Origin of the sequence: Pseudomonas sp. D3-10 (assembly GCF_051132175.1) — a bacterium.
GTDB lineage: Bacteria > Pseudomonadota > Gammaproteobacteria > Pseudomonadales > Pseudomonadaceae > Aquipseudomonas.
Genome location: NZ_CP071668.1, coordinates 5,016,143 through 5,040,565, shown reverse-complemented (window position 1 = coordinate 5,040,565; position 24,423 = coordinate 5,016,143). Strand labels below are relative to the sequence as shown.

At 58.6% G+C, this 24,423-nt stretch carries 25 protein-coding genes; 6 read left to right on the top strand and 19 right to left on the bottom strand.

Annotation, left to right across the window (positions count from 1 at the left end; translation table 11 throughout):
- The first annotated feature begins 88 nt into the window (after window positions 1-88).
- Window positions 89-547, top strand: coding sequence for a GNAT family N-acetyltransferase (locus J3P90_RS22840; RefSeq protein WP_434609323.1), 459 nt, complete (start codon window positions 89-91; stop codon window positions 545-547).
- A gap of 51 nt (window positions 548-598) precedes the next feature.
- Here the strand turns inward: J3P90_RS22840 and J3P90_RS22835 are convergent, their stop codons facing one another.
- Genes J3P90_RS22835 through J3P90_RS22825 form a run of 3 tightly spaced genes read right to left on the bottom strand, consistent with a single transcriptional unit; the run spans window position 599 to window position 3,047 of the window.
- A complete protein-coding gene (locus J3P90_RS22835) occupies window positions 599-1,552 on the bottom strand; it encodes a hypothetical protein (protein WP_434675435.1) in 954 nt (317 codons plus the stop codon).
- Between the two features lie 5 nt (window positions 1,553-1,557).
- Window positions 1,558-1,842, bottom strand: a complete 285-nt coding sequence (locus tag J3P90_RS22830) for an acyl carrier protein (protein WP_434609327.1) — start codon at window positions 1,840-1,842, stop codon at window positions 1,558-1,560.
- A gap of 20 nt (window positions 1,843-1,862) precedes the next feature.
- Window positions 1,863-3,047: an MFS transporter gene (locus tag J3P90_RS22825; RefSeq protein WP_434609329.1), complete on the bottom strand. Its 1,185-nt coding sequence runs from the start codon at window positions 3,045-3,047 to the stop codon at window positions 1,863-1,865.
- A 272-nt stretch (window positions 3,048-3,319) separates the two neighbouring features.
- Here J3P90_RS22825 and J3P90_RS22820 point away from each other — a divergent pair, with 272 nt between their 5' ends.
- Genes J3P90_RS22820 through J3P90_RS22800 form a run of 5 tightly spaced genes read left to right on the top strand, consistent with a single transcriptional unit; the run spans window position 3,320 to window position 8,419 of the window.
- Window positions 3,320-4,789, top strand: a complete 1,470-nt coding sequence (locus tag J3P90_RS22820) for an AMP-binding protein (RefSeq protein WP_434609331.1) — start codon at window positions 3,320-3,322, stop codon at window positions 4,787-4,789.
- 50 nt (window positions 4,790-4,839) lie between these two features.
- Window positions 4,840-5,784 carry a chlorinating enzyme gene (locus J3P90_RS22815; RefSeq protein ID WP_434675434.1) on the top strand — a complete coding sequence of 315 codons (945 nt, stop codon included), beginning with the start codon at window positions 4,840-4,842 and terminating at the stop codon, window positions 5,782-5,784.
- A 54-nt stretch (window positions 5,785-5,838) separates the two neighbouring features.
- Complete coding sequence (locus tag J3P90_RS22810) at window positions 5,839-6,750, top strand: hypothetical protein (protein ID WP_434609335.1); 912 nt, start codon at window positions 5,839-5,841, stop codon at window positions 6,748-6,750.
- A gap of 39 nt (window positions 6,751-6,789) precedes the next feature.
- Window positions 6,790-7,041: an acyl carrier protein gene (locus J3P90_RS22805; RefSeq protein ID WP_434609337.1), complete on the top strand. Its 252-nt coding sequence runs from the start codon at window positions 6,790-6,792 to the stop codon at window positions 7,039-7,041.
- A 58-nt stretch (window positions 7,042-7,099) separates the two neighbouring features.
- On the top strand, window positions 7,100-8,419 hold the full coding sequence (locus J3P90_RS22800) for a tetratricopeptide repeat protein (RefSeq protein WP_434675433.1): 1,320 nt from the start codon (window positions 7,100-7,102) through the stop codon (window positions 8,417-8,419).
- A 60-nt stretch (window positions 8,420-8,479) separates the two neighbouring features.
- Here J3P90_RS22800 and J3P90_RS22795 read toward each other — a convergent pair whose 3' ends face one another.
- The 16 genes from J3P90_RS22795 to eutC form a co-directional block, all read right to left on the bottom strand.
- Window positions 8,480-9,436: an amidohydrolase family protein gene (locus tag J3P90_RS22795; protein WP_434609340.1), complete on the bottom strand. Its 957-nt coding sequence runs from the start codon at window positions 9,434-9,436 to the stop codon at window positions 8,480-8,482.
- Complete coding sequence (locus J3P90_RS22790; RefSeq protein WP_434675432.1) at window positions 9,429-10,031, bottom strand: gamma carbonic anhydrase family protein; 603 nt, start codon at window positions 10,029-10,031, stop codon at window positions 9,429-9,431. The genes J3P90_RS22795 and J3P90_RS22790 overlap by 8 nt, the downstream gene beginning before the upstream one ends.
- A 24-nt stretch (window positions 10,032-10,055) precedes the next feature.
- The gene (locus J3P90_RS22785; RefSeq protein ID WP_434675431.1) at window positions 10,056-10,868 is read right to left on the bottom strand and encodes a class I SAM-dependent methyltransferase; all 813 of its coding nucleotides are present in this window, start codon (window positions 10,866-10,868) and stop codon (window positions 10,056-10,058) included.
- A complete protein-coding gene (locus J3P90_RS22780; RefSeq protein WP_434609347.1) occupies window positions 10,852-11,367 on the bottom strand; it encodes a GNAT family N-acetyltransferase in 516 nt (171 codons plus the stop codon). The genes J3P90_RS22785 and J3P90_RS22780 overlap by 17 nt, the downstream gene beginning before the upstream one ends.
- Window positions 11,345-11,863, bottom strand: a complete 519-nt coding sequence (locus J3P90_RS22775) for a hypothetical protein (RefSeq protein ID WP_434675430.1) — start codon at window positions 11,861-11,863, stop codon at window positions 11,345-11,347. Before J3P90_RS22775 ends, J3P90_RS22780 begins: the two co-directional genes overlap by 23 nt.
- A gap of 135 nt (window positions 11,864-11,998) precedes the next feature.
- A complete protein-coding gene (argP, locus tag J3P90_RS22770; RefSeq protein ID WP_434609353.1) occupies window positions 11,999-12,895 on the bottom strand; it encodes an HTH-type transcriptional regulator ArgP in 897 nt (298 codons plus the stop codon).
- A gap of 368 nt (window positions 12,896-13,263) precedes the next feature.
- On the bottom strand, window positions 13,264-13,458 hold the full coding sequence (locus tag J3P90_RS22765) for a DUF1737 domain-containing protein (RefSeq protein ID WP_434609356.1): 195 nt from the start codon (window positions 13,456-13,458) through the stop codon (window positions 13,264-13,266).
- A 141-nt stretch (window positions 13,459-13,599) separates the two neighbouring features.
- Window positions 13,600-13,836: a hypothetical protein gene (locus J3P90_RS22760; protein WP_434609358.1), complete on the bottom strand. Its 237-nt coding sequence runs from the start codon at window positions 13,834-13,836 to the stop codon at window positions 13,600-13,602.
- 184 nt (window positions 13,837-14,020) lie between these two features.
- Window positions 14,021-14,341 (bottom strand): contact-dependent growth inhibition system immunity protein, encoded by a 321-nt coding sequence (locus tag J3P90_RS22755; RefSeq protein WP_434609361.1) that lies wholly within the window; start codon window positions 14,339-14,341, stop codon window positions 14,021-14,023.
- On the bottom strand, window positions 14,338-19,119 hold the full coding sequence (locus J3P90_RS22750) for an RNase A-like domain-containing protein (RefSeq protein WP_434675429.1): 4,782 nt from the start codon (window positions 19,117-19,119) through the stop codon (window positions 14,338-14,340). Before J3P90_RS22750 ends, J3P90_RS22755 begins: the two co-directional genes overlap by 4 nt.
- A 464-nt stretch (window positions 19,120-19,583) precedes the next feature.
- Window positions 19,584-20,315 (bottom strand): LexA family transcriptional regulator, encoded by a 732-nt coding sequence (locus J3P90_RS22745; protein WP_420767356.1) that lies wholly within the window; start codon window positions 20,313-20,315, stop codon window positions 19,584-19,586.
- Window positions 20,316-20,508: 193 nt separating this feature from the next.
- Window positions 20,509-21,036 carry an inorganic diphosphatase gene (gene ppa, locus J3P90_RS22740; RefSeq protein WP_003205933.1) on the bottom strand — a complete coding sequence of 176 codons (528 nt, stop codon included), beginning with the start codon at window positions 21,034-21,036 and terminating at the stop codon, window positions 20,509-20,511.
- Between the two features lie 121 nt (window positions 21,037-21,157).
- On the bottom strand, window positions 21,158-21,970 hold the full coding sequence (locus J3P90_RS22735; protein WP_420767355.1) for a zinc-dependent peptidase: 813 nt from the start codon (window positions 21,968-21,970) through the stop codon (window positions 21,158-21,160).
- Between the two features lie 7 nt (window positions 21,971-21,977).
- Window positions 21,978-22,634, bottom strand: coding sequence for a DedA family protein (locus tag J3P90_RS22730; protein ID WP_434562106.1), 657 nt, complete (start codon window positions 22,632-22,634; stop codon window positions 21,978-21,980).
- 388 nt (window positions 22,635-23,022) lie between these two features.
- Window positions 23,023-23,484 carry a GNAT family N-acetyltransferase gene (locus J3P90_RS22725; protein ID WP_420767353.1) on the bottom strand — a complete coding sequence of 154 codons (462 nt, stop codon included), beginning with the start codon at window positions 23,482-23,484 and terminating at the stop codon, window positions 23,023-23,025.
- A 106-nt stretch (window positions 23,485-23,590) separates the two neighbouring features.
- The gene (eutC, locus tag J3P90_RS22720; protein ID WP_434562108.1) at window positions 23,591-24,415 is read right to left on the bottom strand and encodes an ethanolamine ammonia-lyase subunit EutC; all 825 of its coding nucleotides are present in this window, start codon (window positions 24,413-24,415) and stop codon (window positions 23,591-23,593) included.
- Between the last annotated feature and the right edge of the window lie 8 nt (window positions 24,416-24,423).

Here is a 24,423-nt window from a genome sequence, read left to right as displayed (position 1 = left end):
CTTGCAGGTGGGTATTTGCTGGGAATGAGCGCGGGTAGGCATCTGCGCCGTATACGCGGTGGAAAAAGACTACAGAAGGATGGTTAAGATGCTGCAAGTGGATTGGCTCCTCAACCACATGGATAAATGCAACCTGATGGCCGAATGGCTGTATCGAGAATTTACCTATGAATTCGCCCACCAATCATTGGCCCACTGGCAGGAGGAATTCTCGGCAGGCCAGCGCGATGGCCGCTGGAAATGCCTGATCGCCATGGAACATGACCAACTGCTGGGCGGTGCCTCGCTGGCACATGACGACCTGCCCGACCACCCCGAGCTCGGCCCGTGGTTGGCCTGCGTATTCGTCCACCCGGATGCCCGACGAAGGGGGTTGGCCGCGCAGTTGATCGAAGGCATCTGCAACCATGCCAAAGAAGCAGGTTTTGCGACGTTGTTCCTGCACACCCACAGTGAACGGGATTACTACGCCAAGCTTGGCTGGGAAGTGCTGGAGCGCTTCGAGGCTTGGGGCAAGGAGCAATGGCTGATGGTGCGGTGTTTGTAATCGCCAGCGGCTTGCTCGCCAAAGGTTGACGCCTGTTTCTTTGGTTGCAGGCTAGCTGGCGATATCGATCGTCCGGGTTAAACGAAGCTCACGCAGATAGTCGGCTTCCAACCCGGCCAAGGCTGCACAGCGCTCGATCAAGTCGCGGCGGCGAACCTTGCCGGTTATCTGAGCCATCGCCATCAGGCCTTTGAGTACACTGGCTTCCTGGACAAACAGGCCAACCCGTTCCATGGCTGCAACGGGAGCACCGGTCATCTCCAGATAGCGGGCAAAGCAATTGCGGGAGCCGGCCAGGAGCGTGAACACATCGTGCAATGCCCGAAACTTTGTCGTATTGCTGGCCAGCGGGTTGTCCAGCAACTGCTCCAGATGGCCATAGAACCAAGGGTCGGTGTTGAAGTCGTCCAGGAAGGCCTGGTGACGCTGACGGAATGAAATCTCGACATCAGGCGATTGAACTGGCGTCCATTCCAGGCAAAACATGCGCCGGCTGCCCTCATTCTGGAAGAACTGTTCAATCACTTCGTGTGGGTAACGGTATTCGCACAACACGCTGGCAGCGTTGTCGTCGACCACCTCCCAACTGCCATCGGCATTGGCCTGGCGCAGCACGACAACATGCTGCGCATGGGTGCTACGGTATTCGGGGCAGTGAGCGAAGTAATACACGTCTCCTGAAAGGAACGCGCATCCATGGGCCTGGATTTGCCCATGGATAATCGGCAGCAGGTCATCCAGGCACTTTGCCTTCTGCTCGTGGAAACGCACGCCCAGCAGGGCCAGGTCGTCTTCGGCGAAGTAGCGGCTTTGCAACGCGTACTTGGGCTTGTTCTCCACCACCATCTGCTGGAACAGGTCGCCCACGGTCGGCAAGGCGTTGTAAAACAGCCAGTCCACTTCGATGCCCAGGCGTTTCATGAAAACTACAGCGTGGCGCTGGAAACAGTTGAGAAAACGACGGTCGTACAAATGCACATCGTAGGGAAACTGTTGTTCTTGCATGAGGCCTAGTCCTTTTCCGGGATAGCCAAGTAGTGATCTTGGAGCAGCCTTGCCACGGATGCCGGGCTGCCCAGGAACTGGGGCGCCAGATGATCGGTTTCGAATTCGATTTGAAACCAGTCTTCCAGGCGCGAGACCAGGAGGATCGCTTTCATCGAGTCCATCCCGGCTTCGAGAAACGACACGTCCGGGTTCACCTGGACGCTTTGGGGCGCGACTTCTTTCATCAGTTGATAGATTTGCGCGAGAACACTGTGGTGACGATCGGCTTCAAGGCCTGCGTGACTCATTGGTTGCCTCCCTTCATGTCTTATGAGCGTGCCAACGGAACGGGTCGCGGGGCGCGACGCAACTGAGCCAGCCCCAGCAGCCCGGTGGCGGTGATCACACCGGTGCCGATCATCAGTGCCGGTCCGGATGCTGGCCCCATAACCGACGCCGACGTGGCGAACGTCAGCAACAACGGGCCCGTGGCCTGCATGGAATACGCGCAAAAGGTGCTGCGGCTGCCCACAAGTGCCGCCTGGGCATCGTTATTGGCGCTGCGCATCAATTGGCTGCGGACGGCGATGCGCAGGTGATTGGTGATAAAGCCGACCAGGAAGGCACCGATCAGCGAAAACGCGACCTGAGGGGCCATGACCATCACCGCATCGACGACGATCAGCCCCACCGCGAACATGGCGAGTCGATGCTTGCCCAGTGGCATCAATGCCGCCAGGAAAGCGCCGATACCTGCGACACCGGATGCAATGCCGAAACTGGTAGGGCTCCAATGATTCACTTGTTGATAGACGACCGGCATCATGCTGTTGAACGCGCCGATATGCAGGGCAATCAGCCCCAGGCAGGCCATCCAGCCATATGGCATGTCGAACACACGATCGCTGGTCTGCTTGTCTTGTCGCGGTTTCGCGCTGTCCGCTACGGTCGTCACGCTACGTTTCATCCTGCCCGCCAGCAGCGCCGGGCTGAGAGCGGCCCCCGCCAACGCCACGCCCATCAGGAACGCCGAGTCGCTGAGCCAGCCCAGCAGTGCTCCGCCGGCCAGCGAACCGGTGAAGCCGCCGACTTGGATGGCCGTTTGCATATAGCGCGCGGCATCGTCGGCCGATAGCCAGTCGGCGACGACCCGACGGGTATTTTCGATTTCCAAGGAGCTGGCGGTCAGGAAGTCGGCCGTCCCCACCATCAGGGCGATCAACAAAAAAACGCTGAGTGCCGTGGCAAGCCCGAGCCATGCCAACAGCGCCGCCATGAGAAAAACGGCGACCCGTAAAATGACCAGCCAGTGGGCATCGATATTGGCGGCGCGTCCCCGGCTCACCACATCCAACGCGAACGGCACGGCGACCGAGAAACACAGGACGACGCCAAGTGGAACGCTCGACCCCGACAGCTTGAGCGACATCCAGATCACGCCGGTCAGCACGGCCTGGTCGCAAGCCGTAGCCAGCGCAACGACGCCGTAGAACAGATAGTTTCGAGCCGACATGATGAAGCTCCGCTGGACCGATCAAGTTAATGGCATTGACGAAACCAGCACCGTCATACGCTGGTCCCGCAAAGAGAAATGGCGTGACCTGACGTTCAAGGGGCAGGGTGTATGGCGTCACGGGACGCCTGAAAATACCCAGCCGCCGCTGAAGTCCGCAACTTGCGTTAGTAAAACTAAAGGCTGCTGCAAAAACCTAACGCAACGCCACGAGCGAGATAGCCGGTAGTAGTCTCTAGCGACCGATGCCATCGGACGCAGGAGCGAGCGGCATGAAAAGTGAGGGACTGGAAACACTGGTTTCAGAACTGAAGCACAATCAGCGCAATGCAGTTTTATTCCACCGTAGTGCGGAAGTGGAGCGCGTCCGGTTTTGTGATCTATACGAAACGATCGCTGTCGTTTCGCGGCAACTCCGCGAGGCCGGGATCACTGCCGGCATGCAGGTTGCCATGGTTGCCGAAAACGGTAAGCCTGCTTTTGTCGTGGACCTCGCGTTGTTGCACATCGGCTGTGTCGTCCTGCAGCTTCCCGAGAAAGCGTTCCAAGGCGGGCTGGCCGATATCGATCAAGCCACTCTTGACTTCCTGTTGGCCGGTCCCTTGTACGGCGAGGCGGTGGACGGCGAGCTGTGGCGCCCCGTAGGGCCGATCTGCGGGTTGGGCCTCTTTGAAAAAATAACGTCTTCGAATGTGTCTCACTCCGTCGTCGGCCCGGTCATTTTCTCGTCGGGAACCAGTGGCAAGGAAAAAAAGATTCGCGTCAACAACGCGACCGTCCTGCATAACGCCAGGCAATTCTTTTCAGCCATCGATGCCGGGCCAGACGATCGTTTCCTAATCTTCCTGCCGCTGTCCAACTACCAGCAGAAACTGTTGATCTACGGGTGCATCGACGCGGGAGTCGATATTGTCTTGAGCTCCATGCAGAACGTCATGCAGGCCCTCAAGCAGACGTCCCCAACCTTGTTCCTGGCGCCACCGCTGTTTTACGACTCGATGTGGCGCCTGGCGGACGGGGACGGGGACAAACTGCGCGTGCTGTTCGGCGCCAATATCCGGCAGATGTGGAGTGGTATGGCCGCACTGCCGTCGGCTGTGCTCAATGGATATCGTACGGGCGGCCTACCGCTTCTGGAAGCGTATGGCATGACGGAATACGGACCTATCGCAGTCAATACCCTTGATCACAATCGACCTGGCTCGGTTGGGCGGGCATTGGTTCCAGGTAGCGTGATGCTGGATGGCGATGGGGAAATCCTGCTCAAGTCAACTCGGCGGTTGACCTGCGGTTACGTGGACCAGCCAGAGGAAGTGGAGCGCGCTGTCTATCGGGACGAAACCCTTATCGCCACGGGCGATATCGGCCATATCGACGAGGACGGTTATATCTTCATCGACGGCCGTAAAAACGACACGATCATTACTTCGGGCGGCCAGAAGATCCACCCCACTTCAGTCGAAGAGGCTTTCAACAGCCTGCCCTTTGTTCACTGTGCGGTAGCGCTGGGCGCCCGTAGACCCCACTTGGGTATGTTGCTGGTCGTCGAACATATCGATTCGAATGCCCGGCAACTCATCGAGCGCACGATTGACAACTACAACCGTGGCGCCACCGTGCCGATACGAAATTATTTCCTGTCGACCGAGCCGTTCACCACGGCGAACGGCCTGCTGACGCAAAACATGAAACTGCAACGCAAGAACATCTCTTCACGATACGAAGCTTCCGTATTCAATTAAGCCGTCACGCAACACTGATCTTCCACACTCAGAAGGCAAGGAGATTGACCTTGGACACGTTAAAAGAAGATTTTGGACTGAGCGATGAGGAAATCGCGTTTTTCTTCAAGAATGGATATGTGAAACCGTTCAAGGTCTACGAGCCGGAAGAGATGGAGAAACAGTGGCGGACGGTGCGCCTGCAGACGCTCGATCGCAGCAACGCGGTGTATTCGGACAACACCATTTCCAATGCGGGTAACAACAACCTCGCCAATTATGACCGGCACTTGGATATTCCTTTCCTTGGACAACATGTCTGCAACCCCAGGATTGTGCATAAAGTGCGTAGCTTGATGGGCAAGGACTTGCTGTGCTGGCGCACCGAATTCTTTTCGAAGTATCCCGGCGATGCGGGTACCGATTGGCATCAGGCGAACACGTTCGCCGGCGTGGCGGGGCGGCCTCATATTGTCTGGCCTGATGACTCAGGGCGTCGCGGCACCTTGACCGCCTGGACCGCTTTCACCGACACGATGAAAGACACGGCCTGCATGGCGATCGTCCCGGGCACTCATAACATGATGCATTACGACGAAGAGAAGCGCCTGATCTTCAACCCGGAGAAAAATAACGATCTGGTCAAGGATGGCGTTCGTCGTGGGCTGTGGGGGTATGACTACCGTGACCTGCAAGTTGACCCTGACTGGAAGCCCGACGAATCAAAAGCGGTCTATTTCGAGATGAAGGCCGGCGAGTGCGTGATCTTCTGGTCGACCGTCCTTCATTCGTCGCTGCCGCACCTGGGCTTGACCGACAAAATGCGCCTGGGGTATTCCGCGCGTTATGTGCCGCCGGAGGTTCTGATTCACCCCGATACCGACATGCTCCACGAGTTCGGTGGTGAAGTCAGCCTGGAAAACTACGGCGCCGTCGTGGTGTCGGGCGAGAACCGTTATTCACATAACCGCATTCGCGACAAGAACATGCTGGGCGATCCGTTCATTCCAGCCTGACCACTCTCGGGCCGGAGGCCTTCCGGCCCTGTTCTTGTAATAGGGAAAATACGGATGCGCATAATGATCGACGCGTGTGCCTACGTTCTGGGTGAACTCGAACGTCCGTATCACGAAGTGCTTGATTTCACGAAGCAGCTGGAGCGATTCGGCTATCCGGATGAGCCGAGCGTGTTTGGCTGGGGAAGCTACTTCAAGAGCGACGGCGATATATTCGAGCTTGGCATAAAGTCAGCACGTCAGACACTGGCTCGCAGCACCGTGTCCGCGGACGATATCGACTTTGTCATGTTCTGTTCAACCTGCTTCCCTGGCGATGAAATCGAGTACATCAACTACAACGTTCGGGTGTCGCAAGGCTTGGGATTGAAGAAGGCATTTCCCATCGGCGTAACGCTGAACAATTGCATCAGTTTCATAAGTGCAGTCGTGATGGCCGAGAGCATGATTCGTAGCGGGATCTACAACAATATTCTGGTTATCACGGCCGACAAGGTCTATGACGAGTCGATACGTTTCAACAACTTTGCTTTGCTCAGCGATTCGGCGGCGAGTTGCCTGGTCACGCGCCAGGAAGTTGCAGGTCTGCAAATAGTGACTTCGCGTTTTGGTGTCAGCGAGGACCCCATGACCTCCAACCATGGGAAAGATGAACCCGAACTCTATGGGCGAATCCTCAACGAGCTGTTGGACGCTGGCGGAACCCGCCTGGGTGATGTCAGTAAAGTGTTTTGCAACAACATCTTCCGTCCCGTGACGCAACTCAAGGAAACCCGCCTCGGCTTTTCTCGCAGACAGTTGTACCTGGATAACGTCGCGCGCTGCGGGCACTGCTTCTCAGCCGATACGCTGATCAACTATGTCGATTACGCCCGTCAGAACCCGCCGACCGAGGGCGAGAAATTTCTGTTCTCGGTCGATGCGCCCAACCTGCGCGCCAACCTGCTTGTTCAATACAAACATTAACCGCCACTTCATTAAACATCTGTCATGCGGAGGAACGCCATGAACATGCCAACCCAGGAACTGCACACTCAGACCGACACCAGCCCGCTATCGACAGTCCACACCATTTGGGCGGAAGTGCTCAAGCATCCGGCGCTCGACGATCAAGCCGACTTCTTCGACGCCGGTGGTAACTCGATGTTGCTCATTGCGATATTGAACCTGATCCACGAGCGCCTCGACCGTGAAATCAACCCGGCGGCGCTGGTCAGTGGCATCACGCCGGCGAGGCTTGCGGAGCTGGCCGCCTGAGCCTCACCAGGCCAGCGCTTCTCAGTGAACGACACGGGACCAACAGGAAGGACTTTTTATGATCGAGTTCATTGATGCTCGCGGTGTGCCGGTGCGTGTACACGACGCCGCCGAAGCAGACGAATTGGAGACTGCCCTGGTCGGCATTCTTGGAATGGAGTTCGATCCACTTCCGCTCCTTCAACAGCGTGACGTTCGCTGCCCGATTTCCCGGTTGATCGAATGTGCCGTCCGGTTATCAAGCATGGAGGACCGGCAAATACAGCACGCCATGGTGCTGCTTGGCGGTCTGGACCAAGAAGATCTGGACCTGCGCGAGCGCGGGCACCTGGCTGCATGCAATCACTGGGTCAATCAGGACTATGAACTGGCCCATGCCTGCTGGCGGAAGCTGTTGGCCCTGCATCCTCGGGATATAGTGGCCTTGTTCAGCGTGCACATGCTGGAATTCAACATGGGCTGGACCGAGCGGATGCGCGAAACCATGGTGACGGCCAGTCCTTCTTGGGCGCTCATGCATCCGCTCTATGGTTACGTGCGAGGGATCGAGGCCTTCGCGCTGGTGGAAAATGGTGACTATGACGCCGCGAGTGTCGCGGCCGAATGTGCCCTGGCGATCAATCCGCGAGACATTTATGCAATCCATGCCGCCTGTCATGTCGGCTATGAACGCGGAGAATATGCCCAGACGTTGAAATGGCTGGACGATACGCAGAGCAGTTGGGCCGACAATCTCTGCATGCGCATCCATCTATGGTGGCACCACGCATTGTTCAACCTTTATATGCAGCGTCCGGACGCAGCATTGCAGACTTTCCATCAGAAAATCAGGATCAAGAACGACCCCGACGGCTATGAGGACCTCGACGCGGTCAGCCTGCTGTGGCGCTTGTCGCTGACCGGCGTGGATGTCTCCGACCAGTGGCAGGAGGTCGCACAGTATTGGATGCCGTCGATCGATCAGTCGCAATACTGGTTCAACGATGTGCATTCGATCATGGCGATGGCCAGCTCCAATCACCAGGTATTGGTGCAACGCATCTTGCGACGTATTGACACCACGTATGCCAAGGTCCCGATGGTTGCCAACGTGACACGAACCGTTTGCCGGGGGCTGATTGCATTCCAGCAGGGTGACTACGACTGCGCCCTGGAGCTGCTAGGCAAGATCCTGCCCGCGGTGCGTTCCATCGGGGGCAGTAACGCGCAACGTGACCTGCTGGAGTTGACCGCGATCGAAGCCGCCATACGTGCCCGGCAATTCGACCGCGCGAAACATTTGATCGAGCAGGGGCGCAGCTTGCGTCACCCTTCGCCCTTTCGTACGTTTTTTATCGATCGCTTGGAGCACGACGAACCGATCCATCTGCGAGCGTGACCGACCTGGCGCGCCCTGAGCATTGCGCTTGTGGGCGTAATGCTCGCCGGATCGGCGCTATCATCGATCGCGCGGCGCGATTCCATTGAGCAGGCGTTGCATGTTCCCCGAAAGAATCAGGCTGGCGTCGTGGTCACTGATAGCGTGTTCGGGGTCAACGATGAACGAGCGAAGGCGCCTGTTGATCGATTCATGATTATTGATGGGCCAGTCCGTGCCGAAGATGATCTTGTGATTGATCTCATTCTCGAACAACGCTTTCAACATGGGCGCCTGGCCGCGAGAGTCGATTGAATGCTGTGCGCCGCTCAAGTCGAGATAGACGTTGGGACGGTACTTGCACAGCTCAATGCATTGTGTCTGATCATTGACCGCGCCGTGGGCCAGGATGAACGGGATGTCCCGATAGCGGCGCGCGGGTTCGTCCACCCAGCGGGCTTGGGCATGGGCAAAGGACAGCGCCGGGGATGTCGGCCCGATGTGCAACAGGACGGGCAGACGATGAGCGTTGCAATATTCATAGAAGGGCTCCAGCAACGGATCGTTGGCCTGGTATCCGCAAGGCGGGTAGAGCTTCAAGCCGCTGAAGCCGTACGTCTCGATCCCGCGTATGAACAGGTCGAGTCCGTCCTTACCCCAGCGTGGGTCGACGCCGGCGAAGACTTCGAAGCGCCCCGCGTGGCGTTGGAGAATGGCCTGGTGTTCCTGGAACATTTCTTCAATGCTCAGTTCGCTGTCCGGCAATGCATAGGTGAAGTCCGGCAGCAGGAGGACGGAGCGATGGATGCCCGAGCGGTCCATAGCGGCGACTTGAGCGTCACCCTGGTGGTCGCATAGGTCCCGCTGGAACTGATCAATGATCCTGGACCTGGGAACCGGAAACCCACTGGCCTGGAGCTTCACTTCGATATTGTCAGCGACGCCCTCCAGGAAGCTCAGGGGGGTGAAACGCGTGGAGGCGACATGGCTGTGGCCGTCGACGAGCGGGCCGACGATACGCCCGGGCTCATCATTCATCATCCACCTGCTGCTTGCGAAGGAAGTGTGCGTAGCGCTCCATCATCTGCCTGACAACGCCTTCGCTCTCGCGATCGACGCCGAATACATAGCGGGGGAAATCCAGCGTCTTTTGGACGTTCCAGATCTGCTCATGCTGGTCGGCGGGGAAGTATTGGGCCGGATCGCCTACCGCGACCCAGCCGATCGGCACCATGGCGCCTGCTTCCATCACGGTCTTGATGTGAACGACACCATTGATGCGGACTTCCGCGCCTTTGCCAATGTGGGCGCCATTAAAAACGCAAGCGCCGGTGGCAATGAATACCTCGTCGTCGATCCGGCAGCCTGTCAGGTGACAGTGCGGCCCGACCATCACATGGTTGCCGATCTGGCAGTCGTTATGGGCAGTGCTGCGGATGACGGCGTTTTCCATGACGATACAATTTTCACCGATCCTCAGCGTGCCGCCCTCTGCGACGAGGACCGCGCCGTGTCCGATGACGGTGCCTGCGCCGATAGACACATCGCCCTCCAGGATTGCGCTCGATGCAATCCGGGCGGAGGGCGCAATCTTCTGGTTCGTGGCCGCGTTCAGTTGGGCTTTGTCAGGCATGGGATGCTCCGTGATTCCTTTCAGTTACTGTTTCGCTGCGGATACGAAGAATACGCCGATCCCCGCCCAGCCACCTGGACTCTCGATGCTGTCCTGGATGATCGCCAATTCGCGCCGGGCCGCTTCGAGTTCGGCCTCGGGAAGCACTTCCATCTTGTAGCCGAATACCAGGTCGCAGAACGCCGAGGCTCCGATCAGCGAAGTGGACACCAACAGCATGCTGCAGCGGATGTCGCCGTAACCGGCTCGTTCCAGATAATGGGCCAGCTTGCTGCCCACGTGACGGTCGCCGCCGCGAGCGGCTTGAGCCTTGGCCACGCGGGCAAGAAATGACTGCAGTTCGGGCGGCTGGGGCGATGCGCCAAACCAGCGGTCATCGATGTCGCAAATGCACAAGCGGCCGCCAATCGCCAGGCTGCGATGGATATTGCGCAGGGCACCCAGCGGGTCCGATAAGTGCTGGAACACCAATCGAGCGTAACTGAAGTCGAACTGCCCCGGGTCGGTCAATCGATCGTCATAAAGATTGCACTGGCGAACCTGAGCTTGATCAACCCCCGCGACGGACAGTTGCTCGCGTGTTTCATTGACGCTTATCTGATTGCAATCGAGTGCCAGCAACCTGCTCGGTTTCGTACGAATTGCAATCTGCGTCGTAATGATGCCGGGACCGCAACCCACGTCGAGCACCCGCTGCCCTTCAGCCAATCCGGCTTGTCTCAGGTGATCGAACTCCAGATCCAGCGCGATGCCCGCTTGGGATTTCAGGCGACGCAAGGAGTCCTCGTTGTCTCGAAAGGTTCCCAGCTGATACGACTCGTCAACGACTGACACCATGAGTATTCCCTTCCATTTTTTTCTGTAGCCAGACTATGTCGACCAGATTGTTTTCCAACTTGGCGATTTGTGGGATTCGTACACATTCGTAAAAGCCTTGGGAAATACACCCGCGAGCGCTGGCGTGGTTCGGCCCCAAGATAATGGCAACCAACGATTCGAAACCGGCCTCGCGCGCAGAGACCTCCAGTGCCTGCAACAATCGAATACCCACGCCGCGTGCGCGCATGTCCCGTCGTACATATACGGCAACTTCCGCCATGGTTTCATCGTCCGGTCGGGCTGAAAACGGCTTGAGTGCGCCCCAAGCGACCGTATCCCCCGCGCTGGAAAGATAAACGAGGACCGCAAACCGCTGGTTTTTTCCGAAATAGGTAAGTTCGAACTTTTCAATGCTGTGGTGGGGAACATCGCAATTGGCGAAAACCTTGTCGGCAATTGCCTGGTTATAGGTTTCCACCATGGAGGGTAAATCGTCAGGAGTGGCTGGCCGAATCATCTGGTAACTTCCTGTAGAAGACATTCAACGTTGAATCCCCACTTGCTCCCACCGCGCCGCCTAGCCTGAACGGACTGCTGGAAAACCAGGCAGCGAGTTGTTTCATCTTGCTGTCCACCACGCAAATAAGCGTGTGTACGCCTTGTTCCAGACCATGTGATGCACAGGCCGAGGACAGCACATCGAAGACGGTGAACGTGGCGTCTTCATCGTCACTGTGCAAGACCAACTTCATGCTGCCGTCATAACCGGCACGCTCGTGAAAACGAAAGTAAACGGCCCATCCTGAAGGACTACCATCCTCACGCGTACAACAGTAAGCAGCGCCTGGTCTTAATGGGTTGAATATTTCGGCGACGCAATCACGCGGGCTGGAAAATCGTTGGGCAAGCATGTGTCTCCAAGTATCGCTGCCTTGGCAGTCGATCAAGCATTCCAATATGGCGTCAAGTGTCATGAGGTGTACGTGGTAAGCAGGTAATTCAGTACTTTTCACGATGACGAGCCCCTCGCTCACCCCTGCTGGATATCGCCCGATTCTACGCCCCCAGCCTTTAGCGCAAACCGAGCGTTAGTTTTTTTGAAGCGGCGGCAGTAACGCTTAACAAGTCTTGACGTCATGGCAGCTCGTTCAACATGGCGTGGGTTGAAGAGACCTGCTGGCAGTGTCGATGATTCGTTTCGCTACCAGATCCTTGACGACTGAGTGGTTCATCCAGCCGTGCCAGTAAAGGGGCTCCCTGTAGCTGCTCTGGGGCATCAGATCGACCAACTGACCCTCGTCAATCAACGGCGCAGCGACATCCGCGGGTATCAGCGCGTAGCCAAGTCCCGCCAGGACCGCGTCCTGGACTCTCGGCAGCGAAGGCAAGTAGTGGCAGGGAAATCGCTCGATGGAGACGCCCAGCAATTCGCGCAGGAAGGCGGTATGACGGGTATCGTTGCGTCCCCGCGTGATGGCCGGTGCGTCGAGCAGGGAGTGCGTTCCCAGGCCCCGGGCCAAGTAACGGCGCATGTAGCCAGGCGTGCTGACGCATTTGTATTCCATGGCCCCCAGAGGATGTACTTCGAAGCCATCGAGGGTATCGGCAATGACTGATACACACCCCTGGACATCACCGCGCTTCAGGATATTGAGACTCGAACAACGATCATCGGAAATGACCTCCACACAAACCCGGTCCGCTCGCATCAGTTCGATCAATAACGGCGCAAACCAGGTGTTGAGTGAATCGGGATGTACGCCGATGGCGACCTTGGAAGTGGTGTTGCCCCTGTGCGAAAGACGCCTGAGCACGTCATGTTCCAATGAACGCAATGCCGAGACATGCTGCAACAAGGCCTGGCCGGCGGAGGTGGGATGGATAGGTCTTTCGCGAATGACCAGGATAGTTGAAAGCGAGTTTTCCAGAGATTTGATTCGCTGCGATATGGCACCGCTGGTGATGTTGAGCGCCGACGCAGCGCGTTCAAAACTTTTGTGTTCAATGACGCAGGCAAACGCTTCCAACTGTTGGCGATCCAGCATGACAACCTCCCTGTAGGCATTGAGCATCCGCTACTCAATGCGCGTGATCATGACGTCCATGTGCTCATGGCAATCTTGCCATCCACATACATTTCACACTGGCAGCAATCCGAAACCGGATTGTTTCAAAAGGAAGACAATCGTGGGGAACACGGCCCAAATCGATTTGAACTGGAAACGCCCTATTATGGGGCGTCGCGTTTGTATTCTTTTCCGATACAAATCGCGTCTGCCCTCAGGCCCTGTTAGTGCTGAGAGCTATATACTTATGCGGATACAAAATAGACCTTCGAACCCTATCAGACAAGTCCCAATCTCCTCGCTTGGATCCAAATAAAGTACTGGCCTTTTGCTTGGGGGCATTGCTGTCAAGCCGGTGCCATTGCCGAAGGCCAGACAACCGCCTGGGCGACGATGACCCGTTCTCCGTTGAATGTGACGGAGGGAGCGCCATGGAGCATATAACCCATCTTCAATGCATCGCTGACGCGATGACAGAACGCGGAATCGTCTGGGCCGGTCAGCACGCGATAGATCGGAAGGCCTTCGGGCGGAAGGGACATAGAGTTTCTCCTTGGGTCAGAGCGGTGCAGCATTCCTGATTGTCCGGTGCTGCCGTGGATAAGCGTTCTACGTGTGTTGGCAGTCTACTTCGGCGCGGGGGAAGGCGAATACCTGTAAAGGGAATGCTGGCGCGGTTCCGCCTAACCGCCTGCCCGCAGGGGCCCGCCGACCGGTACATATGCCACCGGCGCATCCTGAGGCAGAGTCTCGATCGGATCCTCGCGATAACCGAAGCCTTCTTCCTTGAGATTGATCGAATGCACGCTGTGCTCTCGGGCGGTGCTGTCGGTGAGCTTGGTGAATAGGCGGTGATCGGCGGGCAAGGTGAAGCGGTCGCCGGGGTGGAGTTGGGCGAAGGTGAGGGTTGGGTTGTTCATGGCGGCGGGGCTCCGTCTTGGGTTGGTCTCTTTAAAATTGAGCGGGAGCGCTGGGATTGGGTTCCGTTTTTTTGATTATCGACTCAGTGGCGGGGGTGGAACACGACACCAGCATCCATGTGAATCCCATGTGGGAGCGAGCCTGCTCGCGAAGGCGGTGTGTCAGTCGAGAGCAACTCAACTTTCATTTGGGACGGCCAAGCTGACTGATTGTAATGTCTAATCTGTTAGCAATATGAAGCAGCCATTGTTCGCCGGTTTGCCATTCGTTCCAGTAACAGTAATAACAGCTAAGTTCCTTCAAGAGATAATCTCTTAAGTCCTGCTCACTTCTCTGTTCGTTAAGCAATGAGTCGATTTCCTGCTGGACGAGTCTCAGGATGCCGATATTCGATTCAACTAAAAAGGAACTAATGACTTCTTCTGAGCTTCCATGCTCGATCATCCAGTCTTGATGAAAGTAGGCGCCAAAAAAATCATGCAGTTCGACAAGTTTTGTTTTCATGCTTCAGGGAATCCTGTCAGTAAAAAATAGCCCTCTGGTTTCCTAGGGTCTTTTTTCAGTACAAACAAAGCCTTATACGCTGGTATATGATCATCGCGGTCGCGCAGTAAGCTGACACCAACCGGCTCGGCATAAGTATGTGTGATTTTTGTTTTCGTCTTTGGGCTATTTAAAAAGTCTTCAATATTCTGTTCATTGGCGGCTATCCCCCTGGCTGCGGACGACTCGGCAGTCGCTCTATCAGGGAATGTGGAAGCCGCAGGGATATTAGGCTCTGCTTCCATCCTTTGGGCTAGCTGTGCATCTGTTCTGCCTACGTGCTTTGCAATCAAATGCCCACCGCGAGCCTCATGCGCAGCCAAACCTCCCCCGGGCACTATTTCGCTGTACGGCCCATCGGCCTCAATATCTCCAGGGCAACATGACAACCCCAACGGATCCACCCACCCCGTCGGGTTCAGGGTGTACCGATACCCATTGAGCCCACCCGCCAGCTTGCTCGGGTCCAGCGTCAGATACCGCCCCGTCTCCGGATTGTAGTACCGGTGCCGGTTGTAATGCAGGCCGCTTTCCCGGTCGTGGTATTGCCCCTGAAAGCGCAGCGGTTGTTCCAGTCGTTTGCCGTCGCCGTGGCGCAGTTCGGTGAGTTTGCCGTAGCCGTTGTAGCGCGCGGCCCAGACGACTTCGCCTTGGTGGCTGGTCAGTTCCTGAGGGGTGCCGAGGTGGTCGAGGTGGTAGTAGAACGGCGTGGCTTTTTCCGGGCCTGCGCCTTCCAGCAGGGCCAGGGGGCGGAAGGTGCCGGGTTCATAGACGTAGCTCTGGTAGTGACGGTCGCTGCTTTCAGCGATGACCTGGTCGCCCTGCCAGATGAATTCCGTGGTGAGGCCGTCCACGGTCTTTTCGATGCGTCGGCCGAAGGCGTCGTAGCGGTAGGAGGTTTCGCTCCCGTCGGGGGTGGTGACGCCGATGAGCCGATGTTGGCTGTCGTAGCGGTATTGCGTGACGAGGCACTGGGCATGGCCGCGGCGTTCGCGGACCAGGTTGCCGTAGGCGTCGTAGTCATAGTGACGATCGCCCTCCATCAGTAGGCGGTTGCCATTGAGGGTGGTCGGGCCGGGACGGTCGTTGAACAACACATTGCCGGCCGGGTCGTGGGAAAAGTGTTCCGGGGGTTGGCTGTGGGCGTAGTCGATGCGCACCAGGCGATCCAGCGCGTCGTACTGGTAGCCGCGTCGGTTTCGCGTGTCGGAAAGCGCGGCGAGGTTGCCGTTGGCGGTGTAGGAATAGTCGCGCCAGAACAGTTGTTTTTGCTGGCTTTGCCACACGGTCTGGGCCTTGAGGCGACCCTGTTCGTCGTAGCTGTAGTCGCTGAGCAGCTGGCCCTGCTGGCGCTGGCGTTCGCGGCCGCCCTTGAAGCGGTGTTCGGTCAGGCACGTGCCGTTGAGGTCGATGGCGATCAGCGCCCCGCCTCGCAGGTGGCGATAATCCAGGGTGCTGCGATCGGGCAGGCGACAATGGACCAACCGGCCGACATTGTCGTAGCGATAATGCAGGCTCGCCCAACCCTGATGTTCAGCGACGAGGCGGTCCTGGTTGTCGTATTCGTAGGCCAGCGGCCAATGGCCGTCTTCAACGCTGATCAGTCGCCCGAGGGCGTCGTAGCCGTACTCGACCGTGGCACCGTCGGGCAAGGTCTTGCGCAGCAGGCGGCCGGCGGTGTCGCGTTGGTAGGCGGTGATCCGCTGGCTGCCGTCGGCGCCGAATTCGGTCTTTTCCAGCAGGTGGCCGTTGAGGTCGTAGGCGTAGCCGGTGCGCTGGCCGTCGAAGCCGGTTTCCTGTCGGATCAGTCCGTTGGGCGTGTAGTCCAGCTGATACTTTTCGCCGGATTCGTTCTCGATTTCGGTCAGCAACAGCCGCGCCGAGTCGTAGCGGTACTTCAGTTCGCTGCCGTCGGGGTTGAGGCGGCGGCTGACCAGGTGCAGATCGTCGGCGTATTCGTAGCGGGTGATGCGCCCCAGTTCGTCCCGCTCCGCGGTGACCTTGCCGTAGGCGTTGTAGCTCCATGCACGGGTCGCGCCGGTGGGCAGGGTGGTCTGTAGCAAGCGGCCCACGGCGTCCCATTGGTAATGGGTGACGGCGCCGCGTTCGTCTTGACGGGTCAGCAGACGGCCCAGGGCGTCGTAGGAAAAAACTCGCTGGCCGTCGTCCGGCAGGATTTCTTCCGTCAGTTGGCCCAACGGGTTTCGCACAAAATGATGGGCACCGCCGTCCGGGTAGCTGATGGTATTCAGTTGCCCCTGGTCGTCGTAGTGATACCAGGTGCTTTGGCGAGCCGGGTCGACGACTTCGATGATGTCGCCCTGGGCATTGCGCCAGTAGGTCCACACGGCCTTGCCGCGAGTCCGGGCGTGCAGGAAACCGTTTCGGTATTCGTAGGACGTGGGCTCGCCTTCCGGCGGAATCAGCGCCACCAGCCGTCCGACTTCGTCGTAGCGGTATTCGGTGACGGCGCCCAGCGGGTCTTGCTCGGCGATCAGCCGGCCCTGTTCGTCATAAGCCTTGAGGTGTTCGCCGCCGGCGGGATCGACCTGGCGCACCAGCCGCGCGCGGTCGTCGTGGACATACACGTCCTGGCTGCCATCGATATGCCGGACCGTGACGCTGCCGTCGTCGCCCCACGTGTAGCGGCTGTCCATCTGCGCGAACGAAGCCCAATGCCGGACACAGCGCGCCGCCGGGCCGAGGCCTTGCCACTCCCAGTAGAAACTCGCGCCCCCGGCCAGTTGCCGCTGGAGGATGACGTGCTGGTCGTCGTAGTCGTAGCGCTCGCTCTCGCCGGCGGCGTTGGTCGCTTCGATGAGGCGCAAACGCGCATCGTAGCGGTAGGTCACCAGGGTCTGTTCGGTGCGCCAGGCTTCGTCGAGGGTCAGCGCCGGGTGGAAGCTCTGATAGTCGATGGCGACCAGGTGCCGATGCTCGTAGCGCAAACGCAAACAGCGGCCGGCACCGTTGTCCAGACGGCTGATGTCGCCGTAGATGTTGCGTTGGACGGTCAGGCGGTTGTCGTACCGATCGCTCAGGGCCGTCAGATGACCGTCGCGAAAATGTAGGAAAGGAGCGTCTTCGCCGGGCTGGGCGACGATCAATTCGTCCGGCTCGTTGCTCAGGTAAATCGCCGCGCGGGCCAGGCTGTTGTGGATGGCTGAGCGTTGCAGGCTGGGCCGGGGAAACGTGGTGCGGCGGTTTTCCTGGTCGACCCAGGTCACCTGCTCGCCGTCGATCAACAGGCGATGGGCCAGGGCATGGGTCCATCCGCGGCCGAGGCCGATGTCCAGGTCGGCGGCGCTGGTGCGGTAGAGGCGGGTGAAGACGAAGGGCAAGCGTCCGTCGAGGGTGCCGTCTTCGAGGGTGAGCAGCTCTCCGCCGGTGACCATGGACACCGGGCAACCGTCGGTGCGGGTCTGGGCGGCGCTGTCGGCGGGGTCGCCGTTGGGGTTTTTCGATTGGGCGGGGGCGTCGTCGTGGGGCTCGTACTTGTTTAGCTGAGTGGAAGGCTGGGATTTTTCCCGCACGATCGCGGCAGGATTGCTGACCGACAGAGGTGGGGAGTCTCCCGTGGTGATTTGCAAGGGTCTGACAGGCGCCGGCCCCACTGAAGGTCCTCGCCCCGCAATCACGACCGGCTTGAGCACATCGGCATGAGCGTTAAGGCTGTCGCCACCGAGTTGGCCCAGGCGTTGGCTCGAGGCCTGCAACCATGCGCGGGCTCGTTCCGAGCGAACCAAGCGCAGCGCCTTGCCGCTCAGGCGCAGGCCTATGCCTAAGCCGCCGGTAACGATTGCCAGGATGAAGTTGATCAGCACCGCAGCGCGCACTTCGCCCAGGACTTCGGCCAAATATTGCGGTGGCAACATCCGCAGCCAACTGGTGAACGCCGCCGTGTAAACGAAGAGCAAGGGCTCATCGCTCACAATCATCAGCGCTTTGGCGATCGCCTCTGACGAAGTTTCCAGCAGTTGCTCAAGCTCGGCCTCGGTGAGGTATTCCAGGAGCTTTTCACTGTTGGCCTTAAGGTCCGCCAGCAGATCGAAGATCTGTTTGATGTCGTCCCACAGTTCAAACAGGCCTTTTTCAAAGCCGCGTAACTGAGACTGCTCCAACAGGTCGACGCGCTTGAAAAAACGGCTGTCGGAGAATTCCTTCCACTGTGGTTGAAACTCGTTCCACTCGGCTTTCAGCCAACCTTCGAGCTCGGCGATCGCTGTTTGATAAGAGGCATACAGCGCCCTGACGTGATCGCTCGTGACATTCGGAAAAAAGCTGATGCGGTAACGCTGGCCGCGGTCGCATTCAGGGATTTCCAGGATGCCGCTGGGGCCGATGACGTATGGGATTGGATCGCCAAACGTTTCTTTCCCCAGCGCGTCCCGAATGATGGGCTCGAGCACCACCGGTGTGTCGCCGATTGGCACGAAACGTGATGCCTGGAACATATGCACAAGGGTCAATGGACCTTGTGCCGGACAGCTCGCCACCACGGCACTGACTTGCTTGCCGCCGTCCTTCGTAGGCGCGAGCGAGACCTCATTGCCGACCTTGAACACCTGCTCGATGTCCAGCGTCTGGCCGTTCCAGAACTTTTGCGCCCAGGTGTCGTAGTCGCCCAGGCAATTGCGAAAATCCTGTAGCACCGCCTCGACATTGGGCTTGTTCATGACGGCCAGGACCAGCGAACCAATGGCGCCGCTTAGAGACGGGGTCTTGTCAGGGAAACGCATTCAGACATCTCGCAACGCAGGAAGGCGCGAGACTTTGCCGGGGATGGCTGGAGAAATAAGTCAGGAAAGGAGATAGGGTCTGTAGGGCAAATCTTTAATTGGTTCCGGATAGGCAAGAACCCGCTGGACCCCTTGGAATTCAGACAATAAAAAGCCGGCTTATGGCCGGCTTCTCGTTGACTGATTCAGTTCGTTTTTGACAAACCTTACCAGCCTTCAAAACGTACATCCGGCTCTTGCGGCCGGCTGTGGGACTTGGTCAGAAAGTGATCTGCCTTGTCGGTGCGAGGCGTGGGCTCGCAAATGTGGGGCGGAGGATACGCGGGTTTGCTTTGGAATCCCAGTGGTAAGTGGTGTGGAATCATTGGGTTAGGGGTGAATCAGGGGGAACAGCGGGGGGCTGCTGCGCAGCCCAGCGGGAGCAAGCTCCCTCGCCACGAAAAGCGATCCCTGCCGTTGGGAAGTCAATCGGACACCGGCGGTCTCTGTTTGTTGAGGGTTGACCACCAGAACACCCAGCCGATCACGTGGATGTGTTGTGCGTCGATCTGTTCGGCGCTGAAGACTTCGTCGGGGTAGGCGGCGCTGTTGTGGCTGCGCAGCCGAAGTCGGTTACCGGGGATGCGGTGCAGGTATTTGATGCGCAGCATGCCGTCGTGTTCGAGGGCGTAGATTTGGCCGTCGACGATTTGGGTCAGACCCCGGTCGATGGCGAGGGTGGAGCCGTCTTCGATGCGTTCGGCCATGCTGTCACCGACCATGGTGGTGCAGATGGCGTCGCTGGGGTCGATTTCCAGGGATTCTAGGTGGGTGCGGGGCAGGCGGATGGATTGATCGGGGATTTCGGTGATGTAAGTTTTGGTTTCGCCGGGGGCAATCGGGACTTCCTTGTAGAACGGCAGTTCGATGTCCGTGGTTTCCGCCACGCTGTAGACGCCGTCGTTTTCGGCGGCTTCATAGGTGGTGCCGGGGCCGAGGCCCAGTGGGGTTTGCGGGCCTTCGCCGGTGGCGAGCCATTGCGGGCTGACGGTGAGCAGGCCGGCGATGCTGTAGATGCGTCCCGGTGGGATGCCACGGTTGAACCAGTTATTTACATGCTGCGATTTTACGCCGTACAACTTCGCGAAGTCGGCGGATCGGATGTTGGCTTCTTTGAGAAGGGCTCTGAAGCGGTCGCCACTGGAATGTATTTTCATAAACGGAAAGTTTAGGGGCGACTGTGCTTTCGGCAATAAACATGTCGTGTGAATTTATAAGATGATCTTTCCGTTTGCAGGAACCAAAACTAGCGGGATAAACGCAGGTAAACGCTGGTAATACGAAGTTGTATTAGCCAGGGTCCAAGCATAAAAAAACCCCGGTTAACCGGGGTTCTTTTTAAGTTCGGTCTCAGCCTTTGTAGGCGGCAACCGACTTGGTGATCGCTTCGCGGGCGGCGTCTGCGCCGGCCCAGCCTTCGATCTTGACCCACTTGCCTTTTTCGAGGTCTTTGTAGTTCGCGAAGAAGTGCTCGATCTGCTGGATCAGCAGTGGTGGCAGGTCGGTGTATTCCTTCACATCGACGTACAGTTGCGACAGTTTGTCGTGGGGTACTGCGATGACTTTGGCATCGCCGCCGCCGTCGTCGGTCATGTTCAGAATGCCGACTGGACGGGCGCGGATGACCGAGCCTGGAGCCACTGGGTAAGGGGTTACGACCAGCACGTCGAGGGGGTCGCCGTCGTCGGCCAGGGTATTGGGGATGTAACCGTAGTTGGCCGGGTAGAACATCGGGGTGGCCATGAAACGGTCAACGAACAGGCAATCGCTGTCTTTGTCGATTTCGTATTTGATCGGGGCGTGGTTGGCCGGGATTTCGATCGCGACGTAGATGTCGTTCGGCAGGTCTTTGCCAGCCGGAATCTTGCTGTAGCTCATTGGGCGGTGCCCCCGTTAGTTGACCAGATGACTGGTCGGATTGACCAAAAAGTGGCGGCGATTATAGGCATATTCGGCCGCTGTTGCCACGCTACCAGGGTCTTGGGCTTTGCCCTAGACCTTAGTATGACGCCTGATAGACCGGATCTTCGGCCTGAAGTTGCCGCAGCCGGGCCAACGGATCCTGGCGGTAAAACGCCTTGAGCTGTTCATACACCCGAGGATAGGCCTGGTGCAGCAGATCCGGGGCGCTGAAGAAGTATTCGCTGGTGACGGCGAAGAACTCGGCGGGGTTTTCGGCGGCATAGGGATCGATGGCGGTTTCTGCGTCGGGGTTGTGGTCGAGCTGGCGGTCCAGATCATCGAATGCATGTTGCATGGCGTCGGCCCAGTCGCTGACGCGCATGTCGGCGTGGAGCGGTGGCAGGCCGTTGGCGTCGCCGTTGAGCATGTCGAGTTTGTGCGCCAGTTCGTGGATCACCAGGTTGTAACCGTCCCAGCCGCCGCTGGCCATCACGCCGTCCCAGGCCAGGATGATCGGGCCTTGGGGCCAGGCTTCGCCGCTGTGTTCGCCGTCCCATTCGTGCTCGATGCCGCTGGCGTCGCGGTAGCGTTGGGGGCTGAGGAAGTCGTCGGGGTAGAGGACGATTTCGTGGAAGCCCTGGTACCAGTTCAGGTCGCCGAGGTGCATCAGTGGCAATTGGGCCTGGGCGGCGAGCAGCAGGCGTTGTTCCTGGTGCAGTTCGACGCCGGGCAGGGCGGTGAGGTGTTTGTCGTGCAGGAACAGTACGCAGGCTTCACGCAGCCATTGGTCTTCTTCGGCGCTGATGCCGTCGAGGAAGCTCAATTGCTGGCGCACCCGTTGCCAGGTGTCCTCGGCCACGGGGTGTTTGGCGAGGGCGCGTCGGCGGCGCCAGTTGCTCAAGGACCACATGGAGCGATCAGCGCGTTTCGGCTTTTGAGCCGCGCTGGCTCATTTTGCTGCGCACCAGGCCAATGATCATCGGCAGCAGCGACAGCAGGATGATGCCCACCACCAGCAGCGACAGGTTTTGCTTGATGAAGGGCACGTTGCCGAAGAAGTAGCCGAGGGTCACCAGGCCGCCAACCCATAGGATGGTGCCAAGGACGCTGAAGCCGAAGAAACGCAGGTAATTCATCTTGCCGACGCCGGCGACGAAGGGCGCGAAGGTGCGGATGATCGGCAGGAAGCGCGCCAGGGTCACGGTTTTGCCGCCGTGTTTATCGTAGAAATCGTGGGTCTGCTGCAGGTAGTCGCGGCGGAAGATTTTCGAGTTGGGGTTGCTGAACAGTTTTTCGCCAGCGGTACGGCCGATGAGGTAGTTGGTGCTGTCGCCGAGGATGGCCGCGAGCATCAACAGGCCCCCCAGCAGTACCGGGTCCATGGCGCCACCGGCGGCTACGGCGCCGGCGATGAACAACAGGGAGTCGCCCGGCAGGAACGGCATGACCACCAGGCCGGTTTCACAGAAGATCACCAGGAACAGGATGGCGTAGATCCACGTCCCGTAGTTGGTCACCAGCATGTCGAGGTAGACGTCGAGATGCAGGATGAGGTCGAGGGGGTTGAAATCCATGCGTAACACCTTGGTGGCGGCCCGACTCGGCGGGGCTGGTGGGTCAGGCTTTGAGTATGGGCTACAGGATGTGTAGCTTTTTCTTACAAGCTGGGAAGAGCGGCATTATACGGTGGGGATTGTGAAGCGCGTGTTGAGTTTGTAGCGGGGGATTTCCAAGGGGACTGGCTGGATGAGGCGTGGCTCGGACCGATTTTGTGGCGAGGGAGCTTGCTCCCGCTGGACCGCGTAGCGGTCCCAAAGCAGGCAGCTCGGTCGGCCTGATGTACCGCGTGCTCAGGTTTTGGGGCTGCTGCGCAGCCCAGCGGGAGCAAGCTCCCTCGCCACGAGGGTTTCACTCAGTCACAAGGTTTCACCTGGCCACAGAGGCTTCATCTAGCCGCAGGGGTCAAAGCCCTTCACTGATCGGCAGCACGTAGTTCTTGAACTCGGAGTCTTCCTTGAAGCCGATCGACTCGTAGGTTTTCTGCGCGACGTCGTTGTTGCTGCTGGTGGAAACGCGCATGCGGACGGCGTTGGTTTCCTTGGCCATTTTTTTTGCGGTGCGGATCAGGTTGTCGGCGACGAGTTGGCGGCGGGCGTCTTCGGCGACGTAGATGTCGTTGAGGATCCACACGCGCTTGAGCGACAGCGACGAGAAGCTGGGGTAGAGCTGGCAGAAACCGAGCAACTTGCTGTCGTCGTCATCCGGCAGGGCCAGGTAGATCACCGACTCCTTGCGGCGCAGGCGTTTTTCCAGGAAGGCCCGGGACGAGTCCGGAAAAGGCAGCGAGCCGTAGAATTCCCGGTATTTGACGAACAATGGGGTCAGCAGGTCCAGGTGTTCCAGCGTCGCTTGGATAATCCGCATGGTAGGTCTCGTCTGCAAAGGTCGACATCAAGTCTGACAACAACGGCGGACTGCCGTGCCCAGATGCTGCCTGAAAGCGGATCAAAAGCGCAATTGCATGACAGGTTCAGCTTGGGGGCGGCGCCAGTAGGAAATTACCTTTCATATCGGCACCGTTTTCCGCCTCTAAAGTGTTTACCTGGGCTTCGTCCTTCAGATTGACCCCCGAGAGCTGTCGGCGACAGGCCTCGCGCATCAGATAGATCAGGCGATGGGCCGCCATGCCGTAGCTCAGGCCTTCGAGGCGCACATTGGAGATGCAGTTGCGATACGCATCGGTCAGGCCGACCTTGGGGGCGTAGGTAAAATACAGCCCCAGGCTGTCGGGGGAGCTGAGGCCGGGGCGTTCACCGATCAGGATCACCGACATTTTTGCGCCGAGCCGCTGCGCCACTTCATCGGCCACCGCGACGCGGCCCTGTTCCACCAAAACGATGGGCGACACAGACCAGCCTTCGGCGGCGATCTGTTCTTCCAGGCGCGCCAGGAACGGCAGCGTATGGCGATGTACCGCCAGCGCTGACAGCCCGTCAGCCACCACAATGACCAAGTCCACACCGCCGGGATGGGCGGCGGCGTAGTCCTGAAGGATTTGCGCGGAGGCGTCGTCGAGCCGTCGACCCAGATCCGGGCGTTGTAGATAGCTATTGCGGTCGCTGGCTGCGCTGTGGAGCAACAGGCTTTCACGGCCACGCTCAGTCAGTTGTGCGCGGATGCCCTGGTGATCGAACGCCAGGTGCACAGCATCGCGGGCCTGGGCGTGGGCGAATTGGAAGTCCAGTTGCGCCGAGGTGGGTAGGCTGGTGCCGGTGCGGCCCAGGGCGATGCGCGCCGGGGTGAGGTTGCGCAGGTTCAGCCAAGGGTTTTGCGAATCGACGGGGTTTTTATCCATGGGCAGGT

Bases quoted from the DNA above. Each gene is read 5' to 3' on its own strand.
- J3P90_RS22840 (WP_434609323.1), top strand. From the start codon at position 89: ATGCTGCAAGTGGATTGGCTCCTCAACCACATGGATAAATGCAACCTG.
- J3P90_RS22835 (WP_434675435.1), bottom strand. From the start codon at position 1,552: ATGCAAGAACAACAGTTTCCCTACGATGTGCATTTGTACGACCGTCGT.
- J3P90_RS22830 (WP_434609327.1), bottom strand. From the start codon at position 1,842: ATGAGTCACGCAGGCCTTGAAGCCGATCGTCACCACAGTGTTCTCGCG.
- J3P90_RS22825 (WP_434609329.1), bottom strand. From the start codon at position 3,047: ATGTCGGCTCGAAACTATCTGTTCTACGGCGTCGTTGCGCTGGCTACG.
- J3P90_RS22820 (WP_434609331.1), top strand. From the start codon at position 3,320: ATGAAAAGTGAGGGACTGGAAACACTGGTTTCAGAACTGAAGCACAAT.
- J3P90_RS22810 (WP_434609335.1), top strand. From the start codon at position 5,839: ATGCGCATAATGATCGACGCGTGTGCCTACGTTCTGGGTGAACTCGAA.
- J3P90_RS22805 (WP_434609337.1), top strand. From the start codon at position 6,790: ATGAACATGCCAACCCAGGAACTGCACACTCAGACCGACACCAGCCCG.
- J3P90_RS22800 (WP_434675433.1), top strand. From the start codon at position 7,100: ATGATCGAGTTCATTGATGCTCGCGGTGTGCCGGTGCGTGTACACGAC.
- J3P90_RS22795 (WP_434609340.1), bottom strand. From the start codon at position 9,436: ATGAATGATGAGCCCGGGCGTATCGTCGGCCCGCTCGTCGACGGCCAC.
- J3P90_RS22790 (WP_434675432.1), bottom strand. From the start codon at position 10,031: ATGCCTGACAAAGCCCAACTGAACGCGGCCACGAACCAGAAGATTGCG.
- J3P90_RS22785 (WP_434675431.1), bottom strand. From the start codon at position 10,868: ATGGTGTCAGTCGTTGACGAGTCGTATCAGCTGGGAACCTTTCGAGAC.
- J3P90_RS22780 (WP_434609347.1), bottom strand. From the start codon at position 11,367: ATGATTCGGCCAGCCACTCCTGACGATTTACCCTCCATGGTGGAAACC.
- argP (WP_434609353.1), bottom strand. From the start codon at position 12,895: ATGCTGGATCGCCAACAGTTGGAAGCGTTTGCCTGCGTCATTGAACAC.
- J3P90_RS22765 (WP_434609356.1), bottom strand. From the start codon at position 13,458: ATGTCCCTTCCGCCCGAAGGCCTTCCGATCTATCGCGTGCTGACCGGC.
- J3P90_RS22760 (WP_434609358.1), bottom strand. From the start codon at position 13,836: ATGAACAACCCAACCCTCACCTTCGCCCAACTCCACCCCGGCGACCGC.
- J3P90_RS22755 (WP_434609361.1), bottom strand. From the start codon at position 14,341: ATGAAAACAAAACTTGTCGAACTGCATGATTTTTTTGGCGCCTACTTT.
- J3P90_RS22750 (WP_434675429.1), bottom strand. From the start codon at position 19,119: ATGCGTTTCCCTGACAAGACCCCGTCTCTAAGCGGCGCCATTGGTTCG.
- J3P90_RS22745 (WP_420767356.1), bottom strand. From the start codon at position 20,315: ATGAAAATACATTCCAGTGGCGACCGCTTCAGAGCCCTTCTCAAAGAA.
- ppa (WP_003205933.1), bottom strand. From the start codon at position 21,036: ATGAGCTACAGCAAGATTCCGGCTGGCAAAGACCTGCCGAACGACATC.
- J3P90_RS22735 (WP_420767355.1), bottom strand. From the start codon at position 21,970: ATGTGGTCCTTGAGCAACTGGCGCCGCCGACGCGCCCTCGCCAAACAC.
- J3P90_RS22730 (WP_434562106.1), bottom strand. From the start codon at position 22,634: ATGGATTTCAACCCCCTCGACCTCATCCTGCATCTCGACGTCTACCTC.
- J3P90_RS22725 (WP_420767353.1), bottom strand. From the start codon at position 23,484: ATGCGGATTATCCAAGCGACGCTGGAACACCTGGACCTGCTGACCCCA.
- eutC (WP_434562108.1), bottom strand. From the start codon at position 24,415: ATGGATAAAAACCCCGTCGATTCGCAAAACCCTTGGCTGAACCTGCGC.